The sequence below is a fragment of the Gordonia sp. UBA7860 genome (assembly GCF_002500165.1).
Lineage (GTDB): Bacteria > Actinomycetota > Actinomycetes > Mycobacteriales > Mycobacteriaceae > Gordonia > Gordonia sputi.
Window position 1 is genome coordinate 20,102 of sequence record NZ_DLSO01000080.1, and the last position, 23,131, is coordinate 43,232.

General features: G+C 65.4%; 23 protein-coding genes and 1 tRNA gene. 13 read left to right on the top strand and 11 right to left on the bottom strand.

Annotated features, from left to right (window positions below; genetic code table 11):
• Positions 1–80: 80 nt before the first annotated feature.
• Positions 81–923: a glycosyltransferase family 2 protein gene (locus B3T59_RS10255; RefSeq protein WP_064861996.1), complete on the bottom strand. Its 843-nt coding sequence runs from the start codon at positions 921–923 to the stop codon at positions 81–83.
• 82 nt (positions 924–1,005) lie between these two features.
• Here B3T59_RS10255 and B3T59_RS10260 point away from each other — a divergent pair, with 82 nt between their 5' ends.
• Complete coding sequence (locus tag B3T59_RS10260; protein ID WP_064861997.1) at positions 1,006–1,737, top strand: glycosyltransferase family 2 protein; 732 nt, start codon at positions 1,006–1,008, stop codon at positions 1,735–1,737.
• Between the two features lie 2 nt (positions 1,738–1,739).
• Positions 1,740–2,084 carry a DUF2304 domain-containing protein gene (locus B3T59_RS10265; RefSeq protein WP_005206720.1) on the top strand — a complete coding sequence of 115 codons (345 nt, stop codon included), beginning with the start codon at positions 1,740–1,742 and terminating at the stop codon, positions 2,082–2,084.
• 91 nt (positions 2,085–2,175) lie between these two features.
• Here the strand turns inward: B3T59_RS10265 and B3T59_RS10270 are convergent, their stop codons facing one another.
• Both B3T59_RS10270 and rfbA read right to left on the bottom strand, forming a co-directional pair.
• Positions 2,176–2,802: a dTDP-4-dehydrorhamnose 3,5-epimerase family protein gene (locus tag B3T59_RS10270; RefSeq protein WP_064862002.1), complete on the bottom strand. Its 627-nt coding sequence runs from the start codon at positions 2,800–2,802 to the stop codon at positions 2,176–2,178.
• 28 nt (positions 2,803–2,830) lie between these two features.
• The gene (gene rfbA, locus B3T59_RS10275) at positions 2,831–3,709 is read right to left on the bottom strand and encodes a glucose-1-phosphate thymidylyltransferase RfbA (protein ID WP_064861998.1); all 879 of its coding nucleotides are present in this window, start codon (positions 3,707–3,709) and stop codon (positions 2,831–2,833) included.
• A gap of 72 nt (positions 3,710–3,781) precedes the next feature.
• Here rfbA and rfbB point away from each other — a divergent pair, with 72 nt between their 5' ends.
• The gene (rfbB, locus tag B3T59_RS10280) at positions 3,782–4,786 is read left to right on the top strand and encodes a dTDP-glucose 4,6-dehydratase (protein ID WP_251722116.1); all 1,005 of its coding nucleotides are present in this window, start codon (positions 3,782–3,784) and stop codon (positions 4,784–4,786) included.
• On the opposite strand, the gene B3T59_RS10285 is transcribed toward rfbB, so the two are convergent.
• Positions 4,776–6,188, bottom strand: coding sequence for a uracil-xanthine permease family protein (locus tag B3T59_RS10285; RefSeq protein ID WP_287002171.1), 1,413 nt, complete (start codon positions 6,186–6,188; stop codon positions 4,776–4,778). The two genes, rfbB and B3T59_RS10285, sit on opposite strands and share 11 nt — an antisense overlap.
• Positions 6,185–7,324 (bottom strand): aryl-sulfate sulfotransferase, encoded by a 1,140-nt coding sequence (locus tag B3T59_RS10290; RefSeq protein WP_064865052.1) that lies wholly within the window; start codon positions 7,322–7,324, stop codon positions 6,185–6,187. Before B3T59_RS10290 ends, B3T59_RS10285 begins: the two co-directional genes overlap by 4 nt.
• A gap of 197 nt (positions 7,325–7,521) precedes the next feature.
• Between B3T59_RS10290 and B3T59_RS10295 the strand changes: the two genes are divergently transcribed.
• From B3T59_RS10295 to B3T59_RS10305, 3 genes are all read left to right on the top strand, one after another.
• The gene (locus B3T59_RS10295; RefSeq protein WP_156529471.1) at positions 7,522–8,136 is read left to right on the top strand and encodes a helix-turn-helix domain-containing protein; all 615 of its coding nucleotides are present in this window, start codon (positions 7,522–7,524) and stop codon (positions 8,134–8,136) included.
• A 207-nt stretch (positions 8,137–8,343) separates the two neighbouring features.
• The gene (locus B3T59_RS10300; protein ID WP_064862681.1) at positions 8,344–8,883 is read left to right on the top strand and encodes a hypothetical protein; all 540 of its coding nucleotides are present in this window, start codon (positions 8,344–8,346) and stop codon (positions 8,881–8,883) included.
• A gap of 80 nt (positions 8,884–8,963) precedes the next feature.
• Positions 8,964–9,575, top strand: a complete 612-nt coding sequence (locus B3T59_RS10305; RefSeq protein ID WP_231895023.1) for a hypothetical protein — start codon at positions 8,964–8,966, stop codon at positions 9,573–9,575.
• An 11-nt stretch (positions 9,576–9,586) separates the two neighbouring features.
• On the opposite strand, the gene B3T59_RS10310 is transcribed toward B3T59_RS10305, so the two are convergent.
• Positions 9,587–10,963 (bottom strand): MFS transporter, encoded by a 1,377-nt coding sequence (locus B3T59_RS10310; RefSeq protein ID WP_287002172.1) that lies wholly within the window; start codon positions 10,961–10,963, stop codon positions 9,587–9,589.
• A gap of 56 nt (positions 10,964–11,019) precedes the next feature.
• Between B3T59_RS10310 and B3T59_RS10315 the strand changes: the two genes are divergently transcribed.
• Complete coding sequence (locus B3T59_RS10315; RefSeq protein ID WP_287002173.1) at positions 11,020–11,646, top strand: TetR/AcrR family transcriptional regulator; 627 nt, start codon at positions 11,020–11,022, stop codon at positions 11,644–11,646.
• Here the strand turns inward: B3T59_RS10315 and B3T59_RS10320 are convergent.
• Positions 11,568–12,461 (bottom strand): alpha/beta hydrolase, encoded by an 894-nt coding sequence (locus B3T59_RS10320; RefSeq protein ID WP_287002174.1) that lies wholly within the window; start codon positions 12,459–12,461, stop codon positions 11,568–11,570. The genes B3T59_RS10315 and B3T59_RS10320 overlap by 79 nt on opposite strands.
• A 296-nt stretch (positions 12,462–12,757) precedes the next feature.
• On the opposite strand from B3T59_RS10320, the gene galE reads away from it, so the two are divergent.
• Positions 12,758–13,777, top strand: coding sequence for a UDP-glucose 4-epimerase GalE (gene galE, locus B3T59_RS10325; protein ID WP_287002175.1), 1,020 nt, complete (start codon positions 12,758–12,760; stop codon positions 13,775–13,777).
• A gap of 19 nt (positions 13,778–13,796) precedes the next feature.
• Here the strand turns inward: galE and B3T59_RS10330 are convergent, their stop codons facing one another.
• Positions 13,797–15,866, bottom strand: a complete 2,070-nt coding sequence (locus tag B3T59_RS10330; RefSeq protein ID WP_287002187.1) for a DUF6541 family protein — start codon at positions 15,864–15,866, stop codon at positions 13,797–13,799.
• Between the two features lie 157 nt (positions 15,867–16,023).
• Here B3T59_RS10330 and B3T59_RS10335 point away from each other — a divergent pair, with 157 nt between their 5' ends.
• Complete coding sequence (locus B3T59_RS10335; RefSeq protein WP_376782640.1) at positions 16,024–17,469, top strand: MFS transporter; 1,446 nt, start codon at positions 16,024–16,026, stop codon at positions 17,467–17,469.
• A complete protein-coding gene (locus tag B3T59_RS10340; RefSeq protein WP_287002176.1) occupies positions 17,462–17,962 on the top strand; it encodes a MarR family winged helix-turn-helix transcriptional regulator in 501 nt (166 codons plus the stop codon). The genes B3T59_RS10335 and B3T59_RS10340 overlap by 8 nt, the downstream gene beginning before the upstream one ends.
• Positions 17,963–17,968: 6 nt before the next feature.
• Here B3T59_RS10340 and B3T59_RS10345 read toward each other — a convergent pair whose 3' ends face one another.
• Together B3T59_RS10345 and B3T59_RS10350 are read right to left on the bottom strand one after the other, a co-directional pair.
• A complete protein-coding gene (locus B3T59_RS10345) occupies positions 17,969–19,222 on the bottom strand; it encodes an MFS transporter (RefSeq protein WP_005206735.1) in 1,254 nt (417 codons plus the stop codon).
• Positions 19,219–19,980, bottom strand: a complete 762-nt coding sequence (locus tag B3T59_RS10350; RefSeq protein ID WP_287002177.1) for a GntR family transcriptional regulator — start codon at positions 19,978–19,980, stop codon at positions 19,219–19,221. Before B3T59_RS10350 ends, B3T59_RS10345 begins: the two co-directional genes overlap by 4 nt.
• Positions 19,981–20,267: 287 nt before the next feature.
• On the opposite strand from B3T59_RS10350, the gene B3T59_RS10355 reads away from it, so the two are divergent.
• Positions 20,268–21,137, top strand: coding sequence for a type IV toxin-antitoxin system AbiEi family antitoxin domain-containing protein (locus B3T59_RS10355; RefSeq protein ID WP_287002178.1), 870 nt, complete (start codon positions 20,268–20,270; stop codon positions 21,135–21,137).
• 6 nt (positions 21,138–21,143) lie between these two features.
• On the opposite strand, the gene B3T59_RS10360 is transcribed toward B3T59_RS10355, so the two are convergent.
• A complete protein-coding gene (locus tag B3T59_RS10360; protein WP_287002179.1) occupies positions 21,144–21,845 on the bottom strand; it encodes a VOC family protein in 702 nt (233 codons plus the stop codon).
• A 130-nt stretch (positions 21,846–21,975) separates the two neighbouring features.
• Here B3T59_RS10360 and B3T59_RS10365 point away from each other — a divergent pair, with 130 nt between their 5' ends.
• Together B3T59_RS10365 and B3T59_RS10370 are read left to right on the top strand one after the other, a co-directional pair.
• Positions 21,976–22,806 carry an esterase/lipase family protein gene (locus tag B3T59_RS10365; RefSeq protein ID WP_287002180.1) on the top strand — a complete coding sequence of 277 codons (831 nt, stop codon included), beginning with the start codon at positions 21,976–21,978 and terminating at the stop codon, positions 22,804–22,806.
• Positions 22,807–22,892: 86 nt separating this feature from the next.
• Positions 22,893–22,965 (top strand) — tRNA-Thr (locus tag B3T59_RS10370).
• Positions 22,966–23,131 lie beyond the last annotated feature (166 nt).

Sequence of the window (23,131 nt, forward strand, 5' to 3'; positions counted from 1 at the left end):
CCCGCTGGTTGAGCCGGGCGCGCCACCTCCCGCTGGTTGAGCCGGGCGCGAGCGCAGCGAGCACCCGAGTCGAAGGCCACCTACCGGCCTCGACCAGCCACCGCGCTCGCGATCCGCGCCATGCCGTGGTGCAGCCGGGACGTCGCGTGCAGCCGTGCCGCCCGCGCGGCGCGCGTCCATCCGCGCGCTGCAGATCGTTGCGCCTCGCCGTCGAAGAAGGCGTTCTCCTCGGCAAAGCGTCGACCGTCGACTGCCTGCACCGAGCTGACCGATGCGTCGTGGCGGCGGTATCGGAACAGTACGCGCGGGTCGTAGGCGAGCGCCTCCCCCGCGAAGGCGAGGTCGACGAGGAGTGCGAGGTCGAGGACGACGTCGAGCCCCTCCCTGAACCCGACAGCCCGCACGGCATCGGTGCGCCACAGCAGCGACGGAAAGTAGGTCCAGTTGCCGCGATACAGACTGGTAGCCATCGCCTCGCCGCGCAGGACCGTCGCAGACGACGGCGCGAGCACCGCCTTGATCCGATCCCCGAGCGGGCGCACCACCTGATCGTCGGCGTCGATCACCTCGACACCCGGCGCGATCACCGCAGCATCGGGATGCGCGTCGGCCAGCGCACGGACACCCGCGAGATACCCGGGCAGCAACACGTCGTCGCAGCCCATCACGACGTACCGGTCGGCGGTGACGAGGTCGACGCAGCGTCGAAAATTGCCGTTCACGCCGAGGTTGTGCGCGTTGCGCTCGTAGTGGACGCGACCGTCGGCGAGACCGGCGAGCCATTCGCGCGGCTCATCGCTCGGATGACAATCGTCGACGACGACGAGCCGGAAGTCGGGGTCCGACTGCTCCAGAACGCTGGTGACCGCCTGCTTGAACTGCTCGACGTCGCCGTAGAAGGGCATCATGACGTCGATAGGCACCCGATCAGGGTAGACGCTGACGCCGCCACGGCTTCCGGGCACGTCCGAAGTGCCCCGCACCTGCTCCGATAGGGTTACCCCCATGACGGAGCGCCCCACCAACGACGACGTGTGGTTGGTGATCCCCGTCTACAACGAGGGCGAAGTGATCCGAGACGTACTGGTCGACGCCTCGAAGACCTTCCCGAACATCGTCTGCGTCGACGACGGCAGCTCCGACGACTCGGTCGCTCAGATCCGATCGGCAGCAGCCGACGTCGAGAGCACGCAGACCGGCGGCATCCACCTCGTGCGCCATCCGGTCAATCTCGGCCAGGGCGCTGCGATCCAGACCGGCGTCGAATATGCGCGGGCACGGCCCAATGCCCGGTACTTCGTCACCTTCGACGCCGACGGCCAGCACCGCGTCGACGACGTCATCGCGATGATCGATCGCCTACGCACCGAGCCCGTCGACATCATCGTCGGCACCCGATTCGCCGACGGCCGGAGCGAGTCGGTACCGCTGCTGCGTCGGATCGTGCTGCGGACCGTCGTTTTCCTGAGTCCCCGCACGCGCAGGCTCGGACTCTCCGATGCCCACAACGGCCTGCGCGCGTTCAACAAGACCGTCGCCGACCAGCTCGACCTGCTGATGGCGGGCATGAGCCACGCGTCGGAGTTCGTCGCGCTCATCGACCATCATCACTGGCGGGTCGCCGAGCAGCCGGTCACCATCCTCTACACCGACTACTCACGCGCCAAGGGGCAGTCGCTGATCAACGGCGTCAACATCGTCGCCGACGGTCTGCTGCACGGGCGCATGAGGAGATAGCCATGATCGTCATCCAGATACTGCTCCTGCTCGCGGCCCTCGGACTCGTGTGGTTCTTCGTCACCAACCGTGGCAACGCGAGATCGTCTGCGGGAGTGAAGCTTCTGTTCGTCGCGTTCGTGGTCTTCGGCGTCTACGCGATGTTCCGCCCCAACGATCTGACGACCGTCGCGGGCTGGGTTGGCGTCGGCCGCGGCACCGACCTGGTGCTCTACTGCCTGGTGATCGCGTTCGCATTCACCACTGTCGCAACGTATCTCAGGTTCCGCGAGCTGGAGATCCGCTACGCTCGACTCGCGCGCGCCGTCGCACTGCAGAACGCCGAGGTCGAGAACCGGCGCGACTGAGAGCCCTGTCCGCCCGAGCCAGCCGCAAAACGCCGCCCGAACTTGCAAACGCGGCTGGTGCACCAGCCGCGTTCACCAGAACGAGCCGCGTCTACGACGCCCCTTCGGCCAGCGACCGCAGATACGCGGTCACGTCGATGTAGTCCGGGAGGAGCCCCGATTCGCGCGCGGCGGTCAAACCCGGTGCCGCAGTGTCCTTCTCGGACAGCTCATAGACCAGGGGCGAGCCGTCACGGGCCAGCGTCGGCCATTCGATGCCCAGCTCCGGGTCGAGTGGATTGATCCCGTGCTCTGCGCCGGGGTTGTAGCCGGTCGAGCACAGGTACGTCGCAGTCGACCCGTCTTCCAGTGCACAGAAAGCGTGTCCGAGGCCCTCGGAGAGGTAGACCGCACCACGGTCGACGTCGTCGAGGAGCACGGTGTCGTAGGTACCGAACGTCGGTGAACCGACGCGGATGTCGACGATCACGTCGAGGATCGCACCCTTCGGACACGTCACGTACTTCGCCTGCCCGGGTGGAACGTCGGCGAAGTGAACACCCCGCAAGACCCCCGCGGCCGACACCGACAGATTGACCTGCGCGAGGTCGAGTCGGTGACCGATCACGTCGTCGAGCAGATCTCCCTTGAACACCTCGGCGAACAAGCCGCGAGCGTCGCCGTGCTGCACAGGCGTGAACTCCCAGGCACCGTCGATCGACAACGGACGGATCTTCACTCGCGCTCCCCTACCTCGTGCATCGTGTTCACTCGAAACCCTTACCGCGGGCCAGGATGTCGAGCAGATAGTTGCCGTAGCCCGACTTGCGCAACGTCTCGGCGCGCGTCGCGAGCTCATCGTCGGACAGATACCCCTGCCGCCACGCAATCTCTTCGGGCACAGCGATTTTCAGTCCCTGCCTCTGCTCGACGGTGCGCACGAAGTTGCCGGCGTCCAGCAGCGAATCAAAGGTCCCCGTGTCGAGCCACGCAGTGCCACGCGGCAGCACCTTCACCGCGAGCTTGCCCTGATCCAGATAGTGCGCGTTGACGTCGGTGATCTCGTACTCGCCTCGCGCACTCGGCTGCAGGCCACGTGCGATCTCGATGACGTCGTTGTCGTAGAAGTACAGTCCCGGCACCGCGTAGTTGGACTTCGGGGAGGTCGGCTTCTCCTCCAACGACACCGCCCGCCCCTGCGCGTCGAAGTCGACCACCCCGTACGCCGACGGATTGGCCACCCAATACGCGAAGATCGCACCACCGTCGATCGCATCGAACCCCTGCAGCTGCGAACCCAGACCGGGACCGTAAAAGATGTTGTCGCCCAGCACCAACGCCACCGACTCATTCCCGATGTGATCGGCACCGAGCACGAACGCTTGCGCCAGACCATCCGGTGACGGCTGCGTGACGTAGGAGATGTCGATACCGAACTGACTACCGTCGCCCAACAACCCCGAGAACGCTGCAGAATCCTGCGGTGTCGTGATCACCAGGATGTCGCGAACACCCGCCAACATCAACGTCGACAACGGGTAATAGATCATCGGCTTGTCATAGACAGGCACCAACTGTTTGCTCACACCCTGCGTGATCGGGTGCAACCTCGACCCCGTCCCGCCGGCGAGAATGATTCCGCGCATGTCGAATAGGGTAGACGCCGACGGCGAAGCGGCAATTCGGGTCGCACGCCACGGATGAGAGGTCACGAGCGCATGCGGGTTCTGGTTACCGGCGGAGCCGGGTTCATCGGGGCGAACTTCGTCCTCCGCACGCTCGAACAGCGGCCCGACGTGCAGTTGACCGTCCTCGACAAGCTCACCTACGCGGCCAGCCCCGCGACGCTGGCACCCGTCGCGGATCGTATCAACCTCATCGAGGGCGATATCGCCGACGCCTCGCTGACCGACCGTCTCGTCGCCGACGCCGACCTCGTCGTGCACTTCGCCGCGGAGTCGCACAACGACAACTCGCTTGCCGACCCGTCGGCCTTTGTGCAGACCAACCTTGTCGGCACGTACACCCTGCTTGAAGCGGTTCGCCGCCACGACGTGCGGTATCACCACATCAGCACCGACGAGGTCTACGGCGACCTCGACCTCGACGACCCGTCGCGGTTCACCGAGTCGACCCCGTACAACCCGTCGAGCCCGTACAGCTCCACCAAAGCGGGCAGTGACCTGCTGGTTCGTGCCTGGGTGCGGTCGTTCGGGGTGCCCGCGACCATCTCCAACTGTTCCAACAACTACGGCCCCTACCAGCACGTCGAGAAGTTCATCCCCCGCCAGATCACCAACGTGCTCTCCGGCGTACGGCCCAAGCTCTACGGCGACGGCCGCAACGTGCGCGACTGGATTCACGTCGACGACCACAACGACGCCGTCTGGACGATCATCGAGAAGGGCGAGATCGGCGAGACGTACCTGATCGGCGCCGACGGCGAGGTGGACAACCGGACCGTCGTCGAAACCATCCTGGAACTTCTCGGACAGCCGCGCGACGCCTTCGACTTCGTCACCGACCGCCCCGGCCACGACCGCCGCTACGCCATTGATTCGACGCGCCTGCGGACCGAACTGGGCTGGTCACCGCGCTACACCGACTTCCGCTCCGGCCTGTCGGCGACCATCGACTGGTACCGCGACAACCCCGCGTGGTGGCAGGCCGCCAAGGGCGACGCGGAGGCGAAGTACGCCAGCACCGAGCAGGTCATCGGCTGAGCGGGCTGCGCGGCCGACGGGCGTAGAGCGCGGCGACAACGATCCCGACCAGCGCGGCCATGGTGACACCGCTCGACAGCAGCAGCCGCGGGGTCGACGGAAACGCCCCGTACAGACCGGGTGCGACCACCGGCAGCAGGCCCGCTGTCAGCGCTGCCACAGCGGTGACGAAGTTGCGGTCGGCCGACATGTCGATAGCCGTGAACATCTTCAACCCGGTCACGATGATCATCGCGAACACGTAGGCCGCGGTGGCGCCGACCACGGGCGCCGGTAGCGAGTTGATGATCGCGCCGACCGGAGCCACGAACGCCATCAACAGCAGCAGCACGCCGGTCCCCGTGCTCACATACCGCGACCGGACTCCGGTTGCGCGCACGATGCCGATGTTCTCCCCGCTGGTGACCATCGTTTGCCCGCCGAAGACCCCTGCGAACACCGACGTCACAGCATCACCGCGGATGGTGCGCCCAACCGTTGCGCCGCTATCGATCCGCTTACCAACGACGTCGGCGTTGAGCACCACCTGCCCTGTTGCCTCCGCCATCGAACCGATACTGAACACCAGCAGCGGAATGGTCGCGAGGATGTCGAAATGCGGTGTGCCGAAGGGAAACACCGACGGTACCTGGATCGCCTGATGCCCTGCGTCGAGATGGAGATGCCCGGTCAGAGCGCTGACAGCCGTCCCGACCGCCATACCCGCGAGCACAGAGATCCGATTCAGCGGTGCGGGAAGAAGCCTGTGCAGCACAACGATCGACGCCACGGTGACCGCGGCCAAGCCGACTGCCCACATCGGCGCGGTGGTGCCCTTGGCTCCGACGATGAGTCCGCCGGAGACCTTCACCAGGTTGATGCCGATCACCACGATCATCGCCGCGATCACCACCGGAGGAACAAAGCGCACCACGCGACCGGCGAAGGGCGACAACGCGATTCCCACCAGCCCCGTGACGATGACCGCACCGGTCGCCGTGGCCGCTCCCGAGGTATGTGCGATCTGCAGGAACAACACCACCGCAGCGCCACCGGGCAGCATCACGAACGGAAGTCGAGCGCCGAGTCCGAGCCACCCCATCGACTGCAGCAGCGTTCCGACTCCGCAGGCCAGCAACGTCGCGCACAGCAACGCGCGTGTGGTCGACGCGTCGAGTTCCAATGTCGCACTGATCAGAAACACCGACGAGATCGGCGTCGCGATCATCACCAGCAGATGCTGGATCGACATCGGGACGAGCTGTCGCCACTGAGGTCTGGTGTCGACGGGATGCGTATCACTTTCCGAGACGGGGATGTCTGCGGTTTGTTCCTGCTGCAGCGCAGGCGAATTCGACGGCGTCATCCCCGCACATGATCCCGCGACGCCCGAATCGTCGACAGCCCTGTCAGATGTGGTCATGACAGCAATCCCCATGATTCGACCTGGGCATCGGAGTAGCGGTAAGCGCGGAAGATTGCATTACTCGACGCGGGGAAACGAGCAGCCGTGTCGGGATCGGCGTAGGTGGAGAAGTGGGGAACGACGTACTCCCAGCACATCTGCTTGTCGGACGTCACCTCAAAGATCCGTCCGAACGCCGCCTCCGTGACGAGAGTATTTCCGTTCCAGAGTCGTTGCGCCCCACCCATATATGGCGTGAAGAAGGCCTCACGAATCTGGTCCGTGTAGCTCCACAGGATCTGCTTGGTCTCGGGGTCGACCTCGATCACGCGACTATAGGTGACCGACTCGCCGGTACGGAAGGTGCCGTTGTCGAAGATGAGCAGAGTGCCGTTCGGCAGCGGTGTCACATGATGCTGTTGCGCAACAACACTCGAATCCAGCTGCCAGACAACGTCTCCGGTGGGCTTGTCGATGACGATCACCGCCGACACACTGCGGAGACTCGCCACCACCTTGTCGTCGCCGAGCGGTGCGACACTGTTGATGAGCGGCCAATGCTCACGCCAATAGTGCGGCTGGAGCGGGAAGGTCGTCACGTCGAGATGCTCGAATGCTCGCCACTGCCACAGAGGTCGCCCCTGCGCGTCGACGTGATTGATGACATCGGCATAGACGACGTCGCCCTTGTCGCCACCGAGCGCCTCGGTACCGGGAAATCCGCCGCGCACGGCGCGCGCACGGTTGCCGGTTAACGGCTCGACCGAGGCGTAAAGGATGCTGCCGTCGTCGAGGTGGTTGGCATCGTGGTGTTGCAGCGCGTCAACGTGCTCGCTGAGCAGGTTTCCCGATGCGTCATAGCGCGCCATCGAACCCCCGCCGTACTTGCGCCACATGTCGAAGAGCGGTTCGACGCCCGATTCAGCGCCGACGAGGCTTCCGTTGTAGGCCAACGAGCCGTCGTCGAGTAGTCGTGCGTGTCGCCCCGGGCGGTAGGGCAGGTCCCACCGGTGCGCCTCGTTGCCCTCGGCATCAACCAAGTACACCTGCCCCGAGCGGTTCAGCGGCGCGTACAGCGTGTAGCCACCGGCCGAAACTGCAGGATCGACGCCGATGAGGCCGACACCTCGTCGTTTGAGCGTGTTCTGTTCCAACTGAGTCTCCTAGAATCGATCTGACCAAAGGTTCAGTACCGAAGAGTTGATACTGAATATTCAGTACTGAATATTCAGTCACAGTAGGAGAGTTGGCCAGAGTTCTGGTCACGCTGGCGTTAACTCTGGATTCCCGTTCGGAGCAGCGTCGTTTACATGGGGTCGCGCGGCGACACTTAACGGCGAGAGGACTACCGGTGACCACCGGACTGACACGCGGCAAGACCCTCGATTCCGCACAACTCGGCGGCGTGATCCGCGCCGCCCGACTGGAGAAGGGGCTGACGCTGGCGCAGATGTCCGAACAGACCGGGCTGTCCGCGTCGTTCCTCAGTCAACTCGAGAACGGCCGCACCAACACCAGCCTCCGGTCGCTGCAAACCGTCGCAGATGCCCTCGACACCACAGCGACGGTGCTCCTTGCCGATGCCGACACCGGCGCCGATCCCGTGGCCAGAGCCGACGACGAACTGCTCACCCTCTCCGACAAACCAGACGCCCAGGTGCGTTCACTGGTGCGGGGCAAGAAGGCGCTGCGGGGACTGGAATTCACCGGTTCGGCACACGATGACAGAGAGTTCACCCACGCCCACGACGAGATCATGTACGTGATCGATGGGAGTGCGCACGCCACACTCAGCAGCGCTGACGGCGATCGGGAGGAGACACTCCGTGCCGGCGACTCGCTCTACATCGACGCCGGCGTACCCCACCGCTGGAGGGCGCTGTCAGACGACACGCGTGTTCTGCTGTTCAGCGTCGCCGACGACATGGTCATCCGACGATCGAGCCGGCGCGACCGCGAAAAGTAGCGCCTTCATCCCGGGTCCAACGAGCCGGAGCCGCACACCAGCTGGCCTAAGAGCCAGCGGCTCGACGCGCAGCTACCTCATCTGTGCACAACTACCTTCCGCACCGGCTCGTCGTCTCATTGAATTACGCCGGCTAACGATTTTCGACGCCGCGACGACTCTTCCAGTACAGAGGTTCGTCCAGCACACACGGCATCGGAGATTCTCATGGTCACAGCTTCACGTATTCGTCGCGGTGTCGTAGCCGCACTCGCCGCGGCAACAATCGCCAGCGGCGCGGCAGTAGCAACAGCACCCAGCGCGCACGCCGCGCCGACACAACCCGGCATTCACCAGGTCGACCAACTCGGCGATCTGACCTACCAGGCGCTCTTCAGTGCGGGCGTGCAGGTGTACGAGTATGCGACGACGGTTCGCGGTAAATCCGATTCGCTCGGGATCACCCCGCGGTACTACTACACCGTGCTACGGAAGGTGCACAACCCGCGCGAGGGCACGCCCGGGAGCCTGCGATACGGATTCGTCGGACTCGGTCCCGGGACGCAACTGCCAGAGGTATTCGCCCTCTACTCGCGACTGCGCCCCGAGCCGCACAATCTCGGCAACTTCTACTTCCGCGTCGACCCCCGCACGCTGCAGCCACTCGACTACAACCCACGTCCACTCCCCTGCCCGAAGTTCGTCTCCGGGCCCATCGGACCGCTGACCGGCGGCGCTGCGATTCTCGGTAACCGTTGCGGCGGCTGAGCCGCTGTGACCGAACGGTCGCCGATGGTCGACTAGACCCTTGACGCCGATAACAGGTTCGTTTCATTGAGTCGCGAGGGATGACACATTCGTCGACCGTCGACACTCTGGAGCAAGAGGGAGGTCTGTCGGGGCGTCGACCATCGGAGGTCAGCATGGGTTCGGCCCGCGGTACCGGCTCTCGACAACTGCGGACCCGAGTCGCCACCGCGCTGGTCGCGGCGGCGGCAGTGGTCGGCGGCGTGGCGTTCACCGGAGGCGCCCACGCCGACGCCGAGCCAACAGATGTATCCATCGTCGACGACGTGGCCAATCTGCCCTACCAGGCGCTGTTCGCCGCGGGCGTCCAAGTCTACGAGTTCGCCGGCGTCTACCGACAAGACAGCCCGTTCAGCGCCCCGTACTACTTCACGGTGCTGCGAAAACTCCACAACGCGAACCAGGGCACACCCGGCGCTCGTCGGTATGCCTTCGTCGGGCGCGGACCCGGTTCGACGCTCCCTGAAGCGTTCGGAATGTACCCGGGTCGACGCCCGTCGACGGATCTCCACCTTCGTTGGACATTCCAATTCGACCCGCGCACCCTGACCCCGACCCTCGGCGGCGAGATGCAGTGCCTCTCGCCGCCGACCGTCGGGCCGATCGGGACGCTCGCCGGCGGTGCCGTCGCGACGCGGGTCTGCACGAAATGACCCCGCGCGCGTCACGCGCGACTCGCGTGCAGTTCTCGCCCGGCATCTCCCGGTAGCAGCACCACTGCGAGCGCCGAGAGCAGTGTCACCGCAGCAACGACTCCGAATGCCCACGCGTACGCGACGTGCGACTGTGGATCACCGCTGAGCACAGCACCGAACCGCACCCCGACCGCGGCGATCGCGACGCCGAGCCCGGTCGCGAGTTGTTGGTTGACAGCGCTCAGCGTGTTCGCAGCTCGACGCTGCGATACCTCGATGGTCGCGAATCCGATGGTCGAGTAGGCGGTCAGCGCCGTCGAGCGGAACACACCACTCAGGAGCGCAATCAGTGCGATGATCACCGGACTTGTTGCGGCAGTGCATAATCCGAGCGCGACTGCGGTGGCGGCGAGCCCGATCGTCGACACGCCGAGTATCCGCCGGAATCCGAACCGCTCGATCAGAGGCTTCGCGACAGGCTTGATCCCGATGTTTCCGACGAAGACGAACATCACGAGCACGCCCGCTCGTACCGGCGACCACCCGAATGCTGTTTGCAACATCAGCGGCATGAGGAACGGCACAGCAGAGACAACCATAAAGAAGACACCCATCCCGAACTGGGACGCACCAAAGACTCTGTCGCGCAATACATGTAATTCGACGATCGGCTCCTTCGCGCGCAGCAGGTGAACAAGGGCAGCAACGAGTAGGACGACACTGGCGACCAACCACGAGATCACCACTGCCGCTGCAGAATCGGTGTCGGCGATCAGATGCGCGGTCCAGACCACCGCGCCCAGCGACGCTCCGACGAGCACCACACCGGGGATGTCCAGCCGGCGGGGCGGACCATCGACCGTCGTCGGCGTGACCCGCAGTGCAACGAGGGCGGCCACGACGCCGAGCGGCACGTTGATCCAGAAGATCCACTGCCAGCCCAGATGGCCAGCGATGAGCGCACCGACGAGCGGCGCGATCACCGGCGCCAGCAGTCCCGGCCAGATGATGTACGACATGAGCCGCATGACGTCGGTCTTTGCTGCGTCGCGCAGCACCACCTGCCTGCCGACCGGAACCATCATCGCCCCGCCGACACCCTGTAGAACGCGCGCGACGACCAGCCATTCGAGCGACTGAGCCAACCCACAGAGCAGGGACGCGACCGTGAACGTAGCGATTGCACCGACCAGCACGCTGCGGGCCGGTAGGCGCGTGATGAGCCAGCCACCGATCGGGATAAAGGCCGCCAAAGCGAGCATGTAGCTGGTGATCACGATGGCGACAGCAGTCGCGGGCTCGTGCAGGGCAGCACCGATTTCGGGCGCCGCAGTCGTGACGATGGTGGCGTCGAGCATCTCCATGAAGAAGCACCCCGCCACGAGGAAAGCCGTCGAATTCTTCATGCTCGCTAGGCTAGACGCACCGTTGCGTCTTGTCTAGACCGGCTACTCTTCAGCCCATGAGCGAGCATCACGGCAATCGGTACGGACGCAGCGAGGACGCACATCACAAAATCCTCAACGCCGCCGATGATCTCCTCGCCGAGGTCGGCTTCGCCGCGGTGACCATGGAGGGACTGGCCAAGCGCGCGGGCGTCGCCAAGCAGACGATCTATCGCTGGTGGCCCACCAAGGGCGACGTCCTGCTGTCGGCACTTGATCGCGACGCCGCCGACCGGCTCACACCACCCGACACGGGATCGCTGTCTGGCGACGTGCGCGCCGCCGCACGACTTCTCGCCGAGTTCCTACTGATCAACGACGAGGGAAAGATGCTGCGCGCCTTGCGCGCACACGCGCAACTCGACACCGCCTTCGCCGAGAAGTTCGACGAGCAGTTCGTCGTCGGGCAACGTGCACGTGAGATCGCGCCGTTTCATCGCGCACTCGAACGCGGAGAACTACCAGACGATTTCGACGTCGAACTCGGTCGCACCGCCCTGTACGGGCCGATCTACGAGGTCGATGCCGACCGCCTGTCACTTCGATTCGCCGACGCCGTCGCCGATCAGTGGCTCACCGGTACGACGTCGCGCAGAAATTCGATCTCGTCGGCGACCACGTCGTCGAAAGCATCTCCGACGTAGATGTCGAAGTGGCCGTAGGGGTAGACCTTCGCCGTGATGTGCGGGTTGCCCTGCGCGGCCCGGATCGTCGGGCCGGGCGGCGCGACGCTGTCGGTCTCACAGATCGCCACGAAGGTGGGAACGCCGATGCGGCGCATGTGCCGTGCGGGTGAGTAGAACGGGATGGCCAGGCCGGCGCGCGCCGTCACACTGTTGGTGAACGACGCGCCGTCGGGCACCAGTGAGAGATACCCGGGTTCGGCGTCCGGGGCGGTCATCAGTGCAGCGTCATGTCCGTGCCCGGCCAGCCCCACCAGCACCGGATCTCGGTGCAACGCACTCGACGCGATGTCGGCAACAGCGCGCCCGGTGACCTTCACCGACGAGATCAGGTCCAGAGCCAGCAACGATGCGGGGCCACTGGTGAACGGGCACTGCGACACCGCTGCCGCGAGACCCGGCTGCCGCGCGGCAAGCGTCAGCGCGTGACCCCCGGAGAATGATGACCCCCATACGACTATGCGTGCGGCGTCGACGTCGTCCAACGACTTCGCGTACTCGATCGCGGCGTCGTAGTCGGCGAGCTGTCGGCGTACCGACAGCAGCTGTCTCGGTTCTCCGTCACTGTCACCAAAGTGGCGGTAATCGAACACAAGACACGCATACCCCGCTTCGACGAAGCGCTCGGCGAAGGCGTCGAGCCGCATGGTCTTGACGCCGCCGAGGCCATGCGCCATCACGATGATCGGCGGATTCGGCACATTTGGTCGATAGAGCCAAGCTCGGATGACGACGCCGTCGGACGTGAACTCCACATCGGTGCGCTCTGACCCCATGATCCCTCGTCTCACTCGCGACCAGATTCCGGTGAACACAGCTTGTCAGACCGGATCTTTCGTGTCGGCGACTGGTGGTTCGGCTGCCTAACCCCGAGCGGGTCATCGCGTCAGCCACGATTACACGACAGCGGCTATCGCGGCCACTGCGAGCGTCACGTGTTCCAGTGCTGCGCCTCCGTGTCGAGGGTGTCGCTGAACTGCTAGGCGCACTTCCGCACGCGATGTCTTCGCCGAGCGGTACCTCACAGGGTCCGCGTGGATGAATCCCAGCGGTAGCGCTTACCGTGATTGTCATGCGCGTACTCGTCAGTGGAGGGGCCGGCTACATCGGCTCACACACCGTGATCCGACTCGTCGAAGCAGGACACGACGTCGTCGTCGTCGATGACTTCAGCAACGCCAAGCCGACGGTCGTCGGCCGACTCGAGGCCCTGACCGGCGTCCACATACCGGTCCACTCCTTCGACCTCACCGACGTCGACAAAACGGAGAAGTTCTTCGACCACGAGGACGTCGACGCCGTGATCCACTTCGCGGGGTTCAAGGCCGTCGGCGAGTCGGTGGCCAAGCCCCTCGAGTACTACGAGAACAACCTCGGCAGCACCTTTTCTCTGCTGCGCGCAATGAGACGCCACGACGTGCACCGGCTGGTGTTCTCCTCGTCGGCCACGGTCTACGGCGCAGAGCCGGTGCTCCCGATGACCGAGGACTCCCCGACGTCGGCGACCAATCCGTACGGCTGGACCAAGGTGATGATCGAGCAGGTGCTGCGCGACGTCGCCGCGAGCGATCCCGCCTGGCGCATCGCCGCGCTGCGCTACTTCAACCCGGTCGGGGCCCACCCGAGCGGACAGATCGGCGAGGACCCTAGCGGCATCCCCAACAACCTGATGCCCTTCGTCGCACAGGTCGCGGTCGGGCGCCGGGAGAAGCTCTCGATCTTCGGCGACGACTACGACACCCCCGACGGCACCGGAGTGCGCGACTACATCCACGTCGACGACCTCGCCGCTGGGCACGTCGCGGCACTGGAACGAATCAGCGCAGGGTCCGAACCGATGTCGACGTGGAATCTTGGTACCGGACAAGGGGTTTCGGTACTGCAGGTGGTACAGGCCTTCGAGCGCGCCAGCGGTAAGCCGATCCCGTATGAGATCGCGCCGCGTCGAGCCGGCGACATCGCGGCGTCGTACGCCGACCCGACGAGGGCGAACAAAGAGCTGGACTGGTTCGCGGGCAAGACAATCGACGACATGTGCGTCGACACCTGGCGCTGGCAGTCGAACAACCCTGAGGGCTACCCGGACGCCTGAGGGTATGGCCCCCGGCAGATCAGCGCGGCCCGGTGAGCACGTTCTCGTTGACCCGATACACCGTCACGTTGCCCTGCCGGAACACTGGGGTCAGCCCCGGCGCGCCGTGTTCGCGCAGGGCCAGGAACGGGTCGCCCTGCACGCCGTGCTCAGGGTCGGGAACGCCGTTCTGGAAGGGCCAATAGCTCGGCGGGCTGTCGATGACGTAGTGCACCTTCATGTCGCGGACGATCTGATCGACGTGCGGATCGGCACCGATTTGCGCTGTCCCCCAGTACAAGTCGCGCTGGCGCTCGGAGAACTCGTTTGCCCGATAGAACGAGAACAACGGGGTCAGTCCGGTCACCGGGTACAGCCACCCGGTGCCCTGGTCGAGGTTGTTCAGGATCAGCGCGTCGTGCGCGTCGGGCTGACGATCGAGCCAGTGGTATGCGGCGAGATCGTCTCTGCCGACGAGCTTTTCGCCCCGCTCCTTCGACGCGATCTGAGCGTTCGACGGGTAGCGCCACACCGCAGCGCCCGCGATGACCACCAGCAGGAGCGCGAATGTCACCGGAACAGCCCAACGTCGCTGCGTCGCAACGCGATCACCGGACCCCGACCGCGCCACCCACCGCGCCCCGGCCAGTGCCGCAATTCCCAACGCGACGCCCGCGGCAGCCGCGGAGAACAGTGCAACCACAAACGTCAGCCGGTGCGGCGAGTTGTAGAAGTAACCGCCGATCACACCGAGCGGCGCCGACAGCGGGCCAAGCGAGACAACCGAATTGGCGGTGACCAACACGAAGATCGCCCAGGTCACCAGCCCGCCCCAGCACCGCAACCACAGCAGCGCGAGCGCACCGAGCACGGTGAGGATCACCAGACCCCACACCGGATAGTCCTGCGTCTGCAGCGGCACCGTGCCGTTGAACAGCGCCTGCGAAAGCCCTTCGAGCACACCGACCGTGTCGACACGGAAGTCGAAGAACGGCAGCTCGTTGGTATCGGCGACGCGAATTGTGCCCAGCACCACCGGGAAGACCAGCACCACCGTCGCCAACCCGGCGATCACCAGGGTGACGAAGTCTCCGACGCGGCTATGCACGGGCCGACGCAGCGCCTCGAACAGCCACCACACCCCGACGATCACACCCACCAGGATCAGGCCGGACGGGTGCGTCGCCGTCACCCCGGAGACCGAGACGGCCGCGGGCAGCACCCGACGTCGATCACGCACCGCACTGATCGTGAGCACCGCGGCGATGGGCGCCATCGACACACCCACGGCATTCGGCACCGACGTCAACTGCACCTCGACATACGGCAGCGACGGGAAGAGTGCCGCCACCGCGCCCGCCACACCCGCGATCAACGCCGACGTCGACGTGTCGAAGCGGTGGCGCGCAAACCAATACGCGAGCGATGCGACGCCCAGCGTGACCGTGACCGCCAACGTCGCGGGCGAATACGTGTTGTACAGCTGGACCGGGTTCGCGCCGGTCAGCGGGAGCTCCAGGGCACCGAGCGCGTGCCACGTATTCGGGTAGTAGTTGAAGCCGTGGGTGTCGTAGTTCATGAGCTCGCCCATGCGCAACGACGATCCGACGCCGGTCTCGTGAATCCAGCGCAGCGAACTCGCATGCCAGAGCGAATCCCAGACCTGAGGAATGCTGTCGAGGCCCGCGAAGGCCGTCTTGGCGATGGGCCTGATGCACGTGATCGCGATGATGATCGCCCCGAGTGCGATTCCGATGCCGCCACCCAGTGCCGCACGCCGGCTCAGCGGAGCGTCGACCGTACCGTCCTCCCAGGTCGACGTCGCGGCGGGTGCAGGAGCGATTCGACGCCCCACCCGCGTGCCGAGCAGCGCGGAATAGACCCAGGCCAGCGCAAACGCGACGAGCACGGCGACCAGCGCGGTGATGACGTTCCATTCGAAGCCGATCGCGCCGTAGAGCACGGTCGACACGCTCACGATCGCGAACGTGATGGGCGCGCCTGCCGCGATCGCGACGGGCCAACTCAGCGTCATCCGACGTCCGACACACGCCCCGGGAACAATGAGCAGGACGACGGTCACCACACTCACCCACGCCCCGAGCAGCACTGACACCCGTCCTCTCACTCACCCGGCCGGAACCGGATTCATCCCGGACCGACCAACCAGTCGACCTCGTGCAGGTTACCGCGCCGTCCCGCAGCCACCGTTGACCATGTATCCGTCACCCCTGGACGTCGGATACTTGTAGTTCTACAATCTTTGTATGTCCACAACTACTTCCGTCGAGCTGACGCCGCGCAGGAAGATGGCGATTCTCGCCACCTGCTGCATGAGCCTGCTGATCGTGTCGATGGACGCCACCATCGTCAACGTCGCACTGCCGGCGATCCGGACGGATCTGAACGCGAGTGTGTCGTCGTTGCAGTGGGTCATCGACATCTACACGCTGGTGCTGGCCAGCCTGTTGATGGTGTCGGGAGCCACCGCCGACCGATACGGACGCAAACGCTTGTTCCAGATCGGCCTGGTCACGTTCGCGATCGGATCGCTGGCGTGCAGCCTGGCGCCGAGCGTCGGGGTTCTCATCGCCGCACGCGCCCTGCAGGCCGTCGGTGGTTCGATGCTCAACCCCGTGGCGATGTCGATCATCACGCAGATCTTCGTCGACCCGCGTGAGCGCGCCCGCGCGATCGGTGTGTGGGGATCGGTGGTCGGGATCTCGATGGCTGCCGGACCGATCGTCGGCGGGGTGCTCATCGACACGATCGGGTGGCGAGCGGTGTTCTGGATCAACCTGCCGATCTGCCTGGTAGCGATCGTGCTCACCGCCATCCTGGTCCCCGAATCACGCTCGCCCATCATGCGCACACTCGATCCCGTCGGACAGGGATTGGCGATGATCGCCCTCGGCGGCGCTGTCTACGGCCTCATCGAGGGACCTGGCCACGGGTGGGGATCTCCACGCACCATCGTCGTATTCGTCGTCGCAGCAATCGCTTTCGTCGGATTTCTGCTGTGGGAACGACGCCACGACGACCCGTTCATCGACCTCCGATTCTTCGGCAGCGTGCCGTTCGCATCGGCAACCGTCATCGCCATCTGCGCGTTCGCCAACTGGGGTGGGTTCCTGTTCCTGATGTCGCTCTATCTTCAGGAAGATCGCGGGTTCAGCGCCGTCGGCACCGGCGCGATGCTCGTTCCACCCGCGGTAGCGGTCTTGATCTGCTCGCCACTCTCCGGGCGCGCGGTGGGTCGCTGGGGCACGCGACCGTCGCTCGTGATCGCCGGGATCGCGCTCCTCATCAGTTCGTCGATGATGCTCTTCATCGACGACGCCACCCCGATCCCCCTGCTGGCCTTGATTTTCTTCATCTTTGGACTCGGTTTCGGGATGATCAACGCACCCATCACCAACTCCGCGGTCGCAGGCATGCCCCGACATCGAGCGGGAGCTGCCAGCGCCGTGGCGTCGACGAGCCGTCAGATCGGCGTGAGTCTCGGTGTGGCCCTTGCGGGTAGTGTCACCGGCTTGGCCGCGGCACACACCGCCGTCGACTTCTCGACGGCGATGACCGCCATGTGGTGGATCGTGATCGCCTTCAGCGCAGCGATTCTCGTCCTCGGCGTCGTGTCCACGACACCCTGGGCGCTGCGCACCGCACGGACCGTCTCGGAGCGGCTGATCGAACCGGAGATGTCCCATGTCTGAACCCGGAGCGGCCCACGAGCACGGCACTGTGTCGCACGACGAGCCTGCGTCACGCGACGAGCCTGGCGGGCGACACGACGAACTGGTCGCGCAGGTCTGGCGTGAGCTGACCTCGTTCGTGACAGATTCACGCGACGCGTGGCGACGCACGGTGGTAGCAGAAACAGGGTTGCCGTTCAGCAGGATCCGGGTGCTGAAGCGGTTGCGCAACGGCCCGCTGACGATCACCGAGATCGCTCACGCCGCCACCATCGATGCTCCCGCGGCGTCGGTCGCGGTGTCCGACCTCGAGTCCGCCGGCTATGTGGTGCGCCAACCGTCGTCGAGTGATCGTCGTCGAAAAGAAGTCCACCTCACCGACTCCGGGCGCGAGGTTCTCCAAACCGTCTGGGACGTCGACGATCCCGCGCCCAACGTACTCACCACGGCTTCTACCGCCGAACTGGAACTGCTGCACCAGATGTTCACCAGGAGTTCCGAGCGGGAGGCCTGACGTCAGTCAGGCGGCCACAGCGTGCCGACGATGCCCATACAGCGCGATGGCGAGACACAGCAGCGCCGCGACGATCCCGAAGATGAACATGTGGGTGTAGGTGACCGCGTGCCAGAACTCGGTGATCAACGCCAGCACAGCCGGAATCGCGAACCCCAGGTAGGTGACGCTGTAGAACACCGCGGTGAGGCCGGCGAGGTCGTTACGGCCGCTGCGGGCCGCGATCCGTTGCACCTCGAGTAGACCTGCGATCATCGCCATGCCGTAGCCGCAGCCGAGCACCGTCGCGGCGATCAGCGACATCCAGATCGTCAACATGTGAGCGGCCAACGCCGCCAACGCCATTCCGATTGCCAGCACCGTGAGTGCAGCGGCGACGCCGCGCACACCGTCGGGGTTGTCGATGCGACGTCCCAGCGACTGGATACCGAAACCCGCCGCGAGTCCGAGCACACAGCACAGCGCGGCGAATGCGATCGGCGCTCCGGCGGTGCGCGCCGACATCAGCGCAGGGATGATCGCGTACGCCGACGCACATGCACCGAACACCCAGGGAGCAACCGGCAGCACCACGAACAGGAACCGCCGGTGCGCCGCCGACGGAATCTTCAGGTCGTCGACCAGTCGTCCGGGAGTGCCACTGGGCGAACGTGTTTCGGGCGCGCGGACGAGCAGGAGCACCAAGGCGATAGCCGCGAGCGAGATGTTCACCACGTAGGCGAGCACGTGCGGCCACGGCGCCCACTGAGCCAGCGCACCGGCCACGCCCGCACCAATGCCGAATCCGGCGGTGAGGCTCATCGCGGCGCGTCGGGCACCGGATGCCGCTCCGGCGCCGCCACGCACCGACAACTCCGTGATCCAACTGCCACCGACCGCCATCGACAGTCCCAGCGCAATTCCGCTGAACACTCGACCGATCGACAGCAGCACAATGGAATTCGCGCCGAGTGCGAGGAGCAGCGAGCCCACCGCCGCAAACACCGGCGCGGGCAACATCAGCGGACGGCGCCCGTACCGATCCGACAGCGGACCGCCGATCAACAGCGACGGCACGATGCCCACGACATAGAGGAACAGCAACGCATCGACAGCGACGGCCCCGAAGTTGCCCGTTTCGCGGTACATCACAAGCAGCGGCGTGAATTCGTTTCCGCCCCAGGCAGATGCGAAGACGGCAAGTGCCACCGCGATCCACGCGGTGCGACGAACCGTCGGACCGGTCACTGTGGGGGTGGCGTTGTCTGCGGTGGTTGTCACCGTTGTCCTTCCTCTGCGTGGGTGCCGCGCGCGTCGGCGTAGATCGCGTGGGTGGCGCGCGCGTCGGTCGTGTCGGTGGCGCGCGCGTCGGTCGTGTCGGTGGCGTGGACGGCGTAGACATCCTCGATGCGATGAACACCCGCGACATGGTCGACGAGTAGCGATGTGAATCTGTCGGCGTCTGCGCGTTCGATGGCGTCGACGAGCGCGGTGTGCTCGGCGATGATCCGGGGTGTGACGGTCGGCTCTCGGTGCACGCTCGCAGTGGTCATGCGTCGTTGACGTTCCGCGAGACCGAGGTAGAAGTCGGCGAGCACGCCGTTGGCTCCGGCCGAGACGATGCACTGGTGGAACTGGGCGTCAACACGGGCGAAGTCGGCGATGTCGTCGGGCTCCACCTTCGCGTGCGCGGCCAGGTTGCGGCGCAGGTCCGCCACCAGGTCGCCAGTGGGCAGACCGCGAGCGACGAGTCCGCGTACCGCGTGTGATTCGATGAGGATCCGGGCATCGACAACGTCGCGGGCCTCGGTGTCGGTCACCGGCAGCACCAGCGCGCCACGTTTCGGGTACAGCCGCATCCAGCCTTCTGCCTGCAGCCGAAGGAACGCCTCACGCACCGGGGTGCGACTGACCTCGCAGCGCTGAGCCACCTCGCCCTCGCTGATCAGCTCGCCACCGGCGATGGCGTTTGTCAGGATGAGTTCCTTGACCGCCTCGTACACGCGGTCGGCCGCCGATGTCGCGCTCAGATCCAACATAGATACAAGTTGTACTCCCGATTGCTTAGCGAGTCGAATCTTTGTGACCTACTCGGCGACCCGCGACACCGATTCTTCCGACAGAAGTACGACACGCCGCGCCGGTTCCGCGCCATGCCGGCTGAGCTGTCCCGTTTTCGGGCTCTCACGTTCCGAGCTTTCCCGTTTTCAGTCATTTCTGGTGCTTCCCGGCGAGCCGACCTGGCCTTTTGCCGCCGGGCACCTCTGAAAATGACTGAAAACGGGAGCGGCCCGGAACTTTTGCGGACGGAGAACGTCCAAATGCCATGGTTACTCGACCCCCGGTGAACCCCGACCTCACTCCCGATGCGCTTCCGCTCGGCGCGATCGACCCCGACGCGGTCAACCTCGGTGTCTTTTCTCGGCCGGAGCTCCGAGCACGCGGGCTCACCGACGCCGACCTGCGCAGAAAAGTTCGGCACGGCGAACTCCTCGTTCCCCGGCGCGGCTGGTACGCCCAGCCCGAAGCCGACCCGGACGCCGTGACTGCAGCCAAACGCTATGGCGCACTCTCCTGCGCGTCGGCGCTCACCAAGCACGGGCTCTGGGTGCCGCCCGGATACGAATCGCTCCACGTGCGCGCAGGCAAGAGCGCGTCGCCGAGGCGCGCCGACTACTGCACACTTCCCGGCGCGCCACTGCCCGTCACCACCATCACCGACACCATCGGTCTGTCTCTGGTGTGCGCTCCGGGCTGCATGAAAGACGACGACACGATCGCCACGCTCGATTCGGCGATGCACACCCTCGGCATCGATGTCGACGACCTTCGGCTGATGCTGCCGCAGACGAGCCCGCTCATCGAGGCCCTGCTTCTCGAATGCGATCCGCGGTCGATGTCCGGGACCGAGAGTCTGACCCGGGTCCGTTGTCGCCGAGCCGGTTTCGAGGTCGAGGTGCAACCCGAGATCTCCGAGGCCGAGCACGCGGACCTGCGGATCGGCCGGCTCCTGATCGAATGCGACAGCAAGCTCTACCACCTCAGCCCGGCGAACTACACCAACGATCGACACCGCGACCGCAGATCACTCACGCAGGGCCGACCCACCCTCCGACTGACCTACGACGACGTGTTGTACGGCTGGGAGCAAACCCTCGACGACATCACCGAGATCGTCGGCGCATTCGCGCAGTGACGCGAGCTACGCGCCGACATGACCCTTGTCGTCACGCTCCTGCCAGGTACACAGGCACACCTCGTTGCCCTCGGCGTCGGCGAGTACCCACCACGAGGGCGCGAACTCGTCGGTGACGAGCGTGCCACCGGCATCGAGCGCGGCGCTCAATCGGCCCTCCACCTCGTCGTGCGGGATCCAGAAGTCGAGGTGGATACGGTTGCGTTCTGCCCGTTCGGTGTCCATCTGTTGGAACCAGACTGCGGGGAGACGTCCGGCGGGGTCCACGAGGTCGGCTGCCTCGAGGTCGCGCGCGTCGTCGTCGAGCTGCTTGTAACCGAGCACGGCCTTCCAGAAAGGTCGGATCTTGTCGATATCGAGGGCGTCGATGGCGACGTCGAAGCGGGCCTCGGGCATGGAAAGCGGTTCGAGCTCGAGCTCGCGAGCGATCTGCGCGATGAGGTTCGCGAGCCCGACGTCGGCTTCGGTGATGCGGTGCGCACTGTGCGTTGAGAGAGTGAGATGGATTGTGCCGTAACGCAGATCGATGTCTGGGTGGTGGTCGGCGATCTCAGCTTCCTGCGCGATCCGATGGAGGAAGCGCACGCCACGGGCCATCGATCCGGTGTCGTACCCCGCACGCACGCTGTTGCCGATGACCCGCCAGGGGTCGGACAGCCGTGTGGAGGCGTCTGCTGCGGTGACGGGCTTTCGCGGAGAAGGGGCCATAGCCCGACGGTACGGCGGATCGTCGTATGTGGGTCGCGGTTGTGTCCGATCGAGATGAACTGGTTGTCGGGCGTTCACGCAGTTGCTCGTCGCCCTCCGCGAGACGGCACATTCTGGGATGATCGACGGCATGCACACACGCGCATGCGCGGCGCTGGTGCTCGCGGTAGCAGGACTGGTGGGGACGTCATTCGGAGCCGGCGCGGCACTCGCCGACCCGTTCCCGGTGACCACCGACGTGGTGGCCGCCCAACGCGAGGGGCTGACCGGTCCCGCCGATGCCGCCCCCGCCGGCGCGAATCAACCCGACTGTCACGATCGATACGATCGCAACCCCGTCATCCTGGTGCACGGCACGACCTCGAATCAGTCGTCAGCGTGGTCATTCCTCGCTCCGACGCTGGCCAACGCCGGCTTTTGCGTCTACACCTTCACGTTCGGCCAGGTACCGGGAAGCGGTTCTGTCGGCGGACTGGCGCCCAGGGCAGAGTCGACGCAGCAGCTCGCCACCCTCATTGACCACGTCCGTCGCAGAACCGGGGCGCACACCGTCGACCTGGTCGGACACTCGCAGGGCGCAGCGGTTGCACAGTCGGTCACGCAGTTGCCCGGCAGGGCCGCACAGATCGGCACCATCGTCGATATCTCCGGGGCGAATCGCGGGTACTCGTTCGGCGGGAAACCCACGCCGCGCGGCGAGGGCGACAACGGACCCAACCACCCGAAGATCCGGTACGTCAACCTGGCCACAACGCACGACGAGGTGGTCTTCCCGCTGCGTAACGCCCTGATGGAGCCTGCGCCGAACGTCACGAACGTCGTCGTGCAGAACGTGTGCCCGGCGTCGAAGGTCGGGCATCTGGGCATGATCTACTCGCCGACAGTGGCCGCACTGGTACAGAACGCACTGGACCCGAGCTCGCCGGTCGCGGTCCCGTGCGGCCGCGACTTCCCGTTCTGAGCGCGTGCGCCATGCCCCGTCTCGGTGCCGGTTTTGGTTCCACAGAGGTGGCTCGCTACACTCGTGAGCGCTGCCTCGCGCAGCACGCCGCCTTAGCTCAGTCGGTAGAGCGATTCACTCGTAATGAATAGGTCAGGAGTTCGATTCTCCTAGGCGGCTCCGCAGGTCAGAGAGACTATTTCCTTCGCAGTCTCTCCCAAGGCAAGTCCACCTCGGGTCGGCGTCATGTCGGTACCGACCTCGCTCACGCCGTTCCTAGATGTACCTAGAAGTCAACGTCGATGGCGGAGAAAAGTGAATCGCAGCGCCAACTCTGATCAACCCC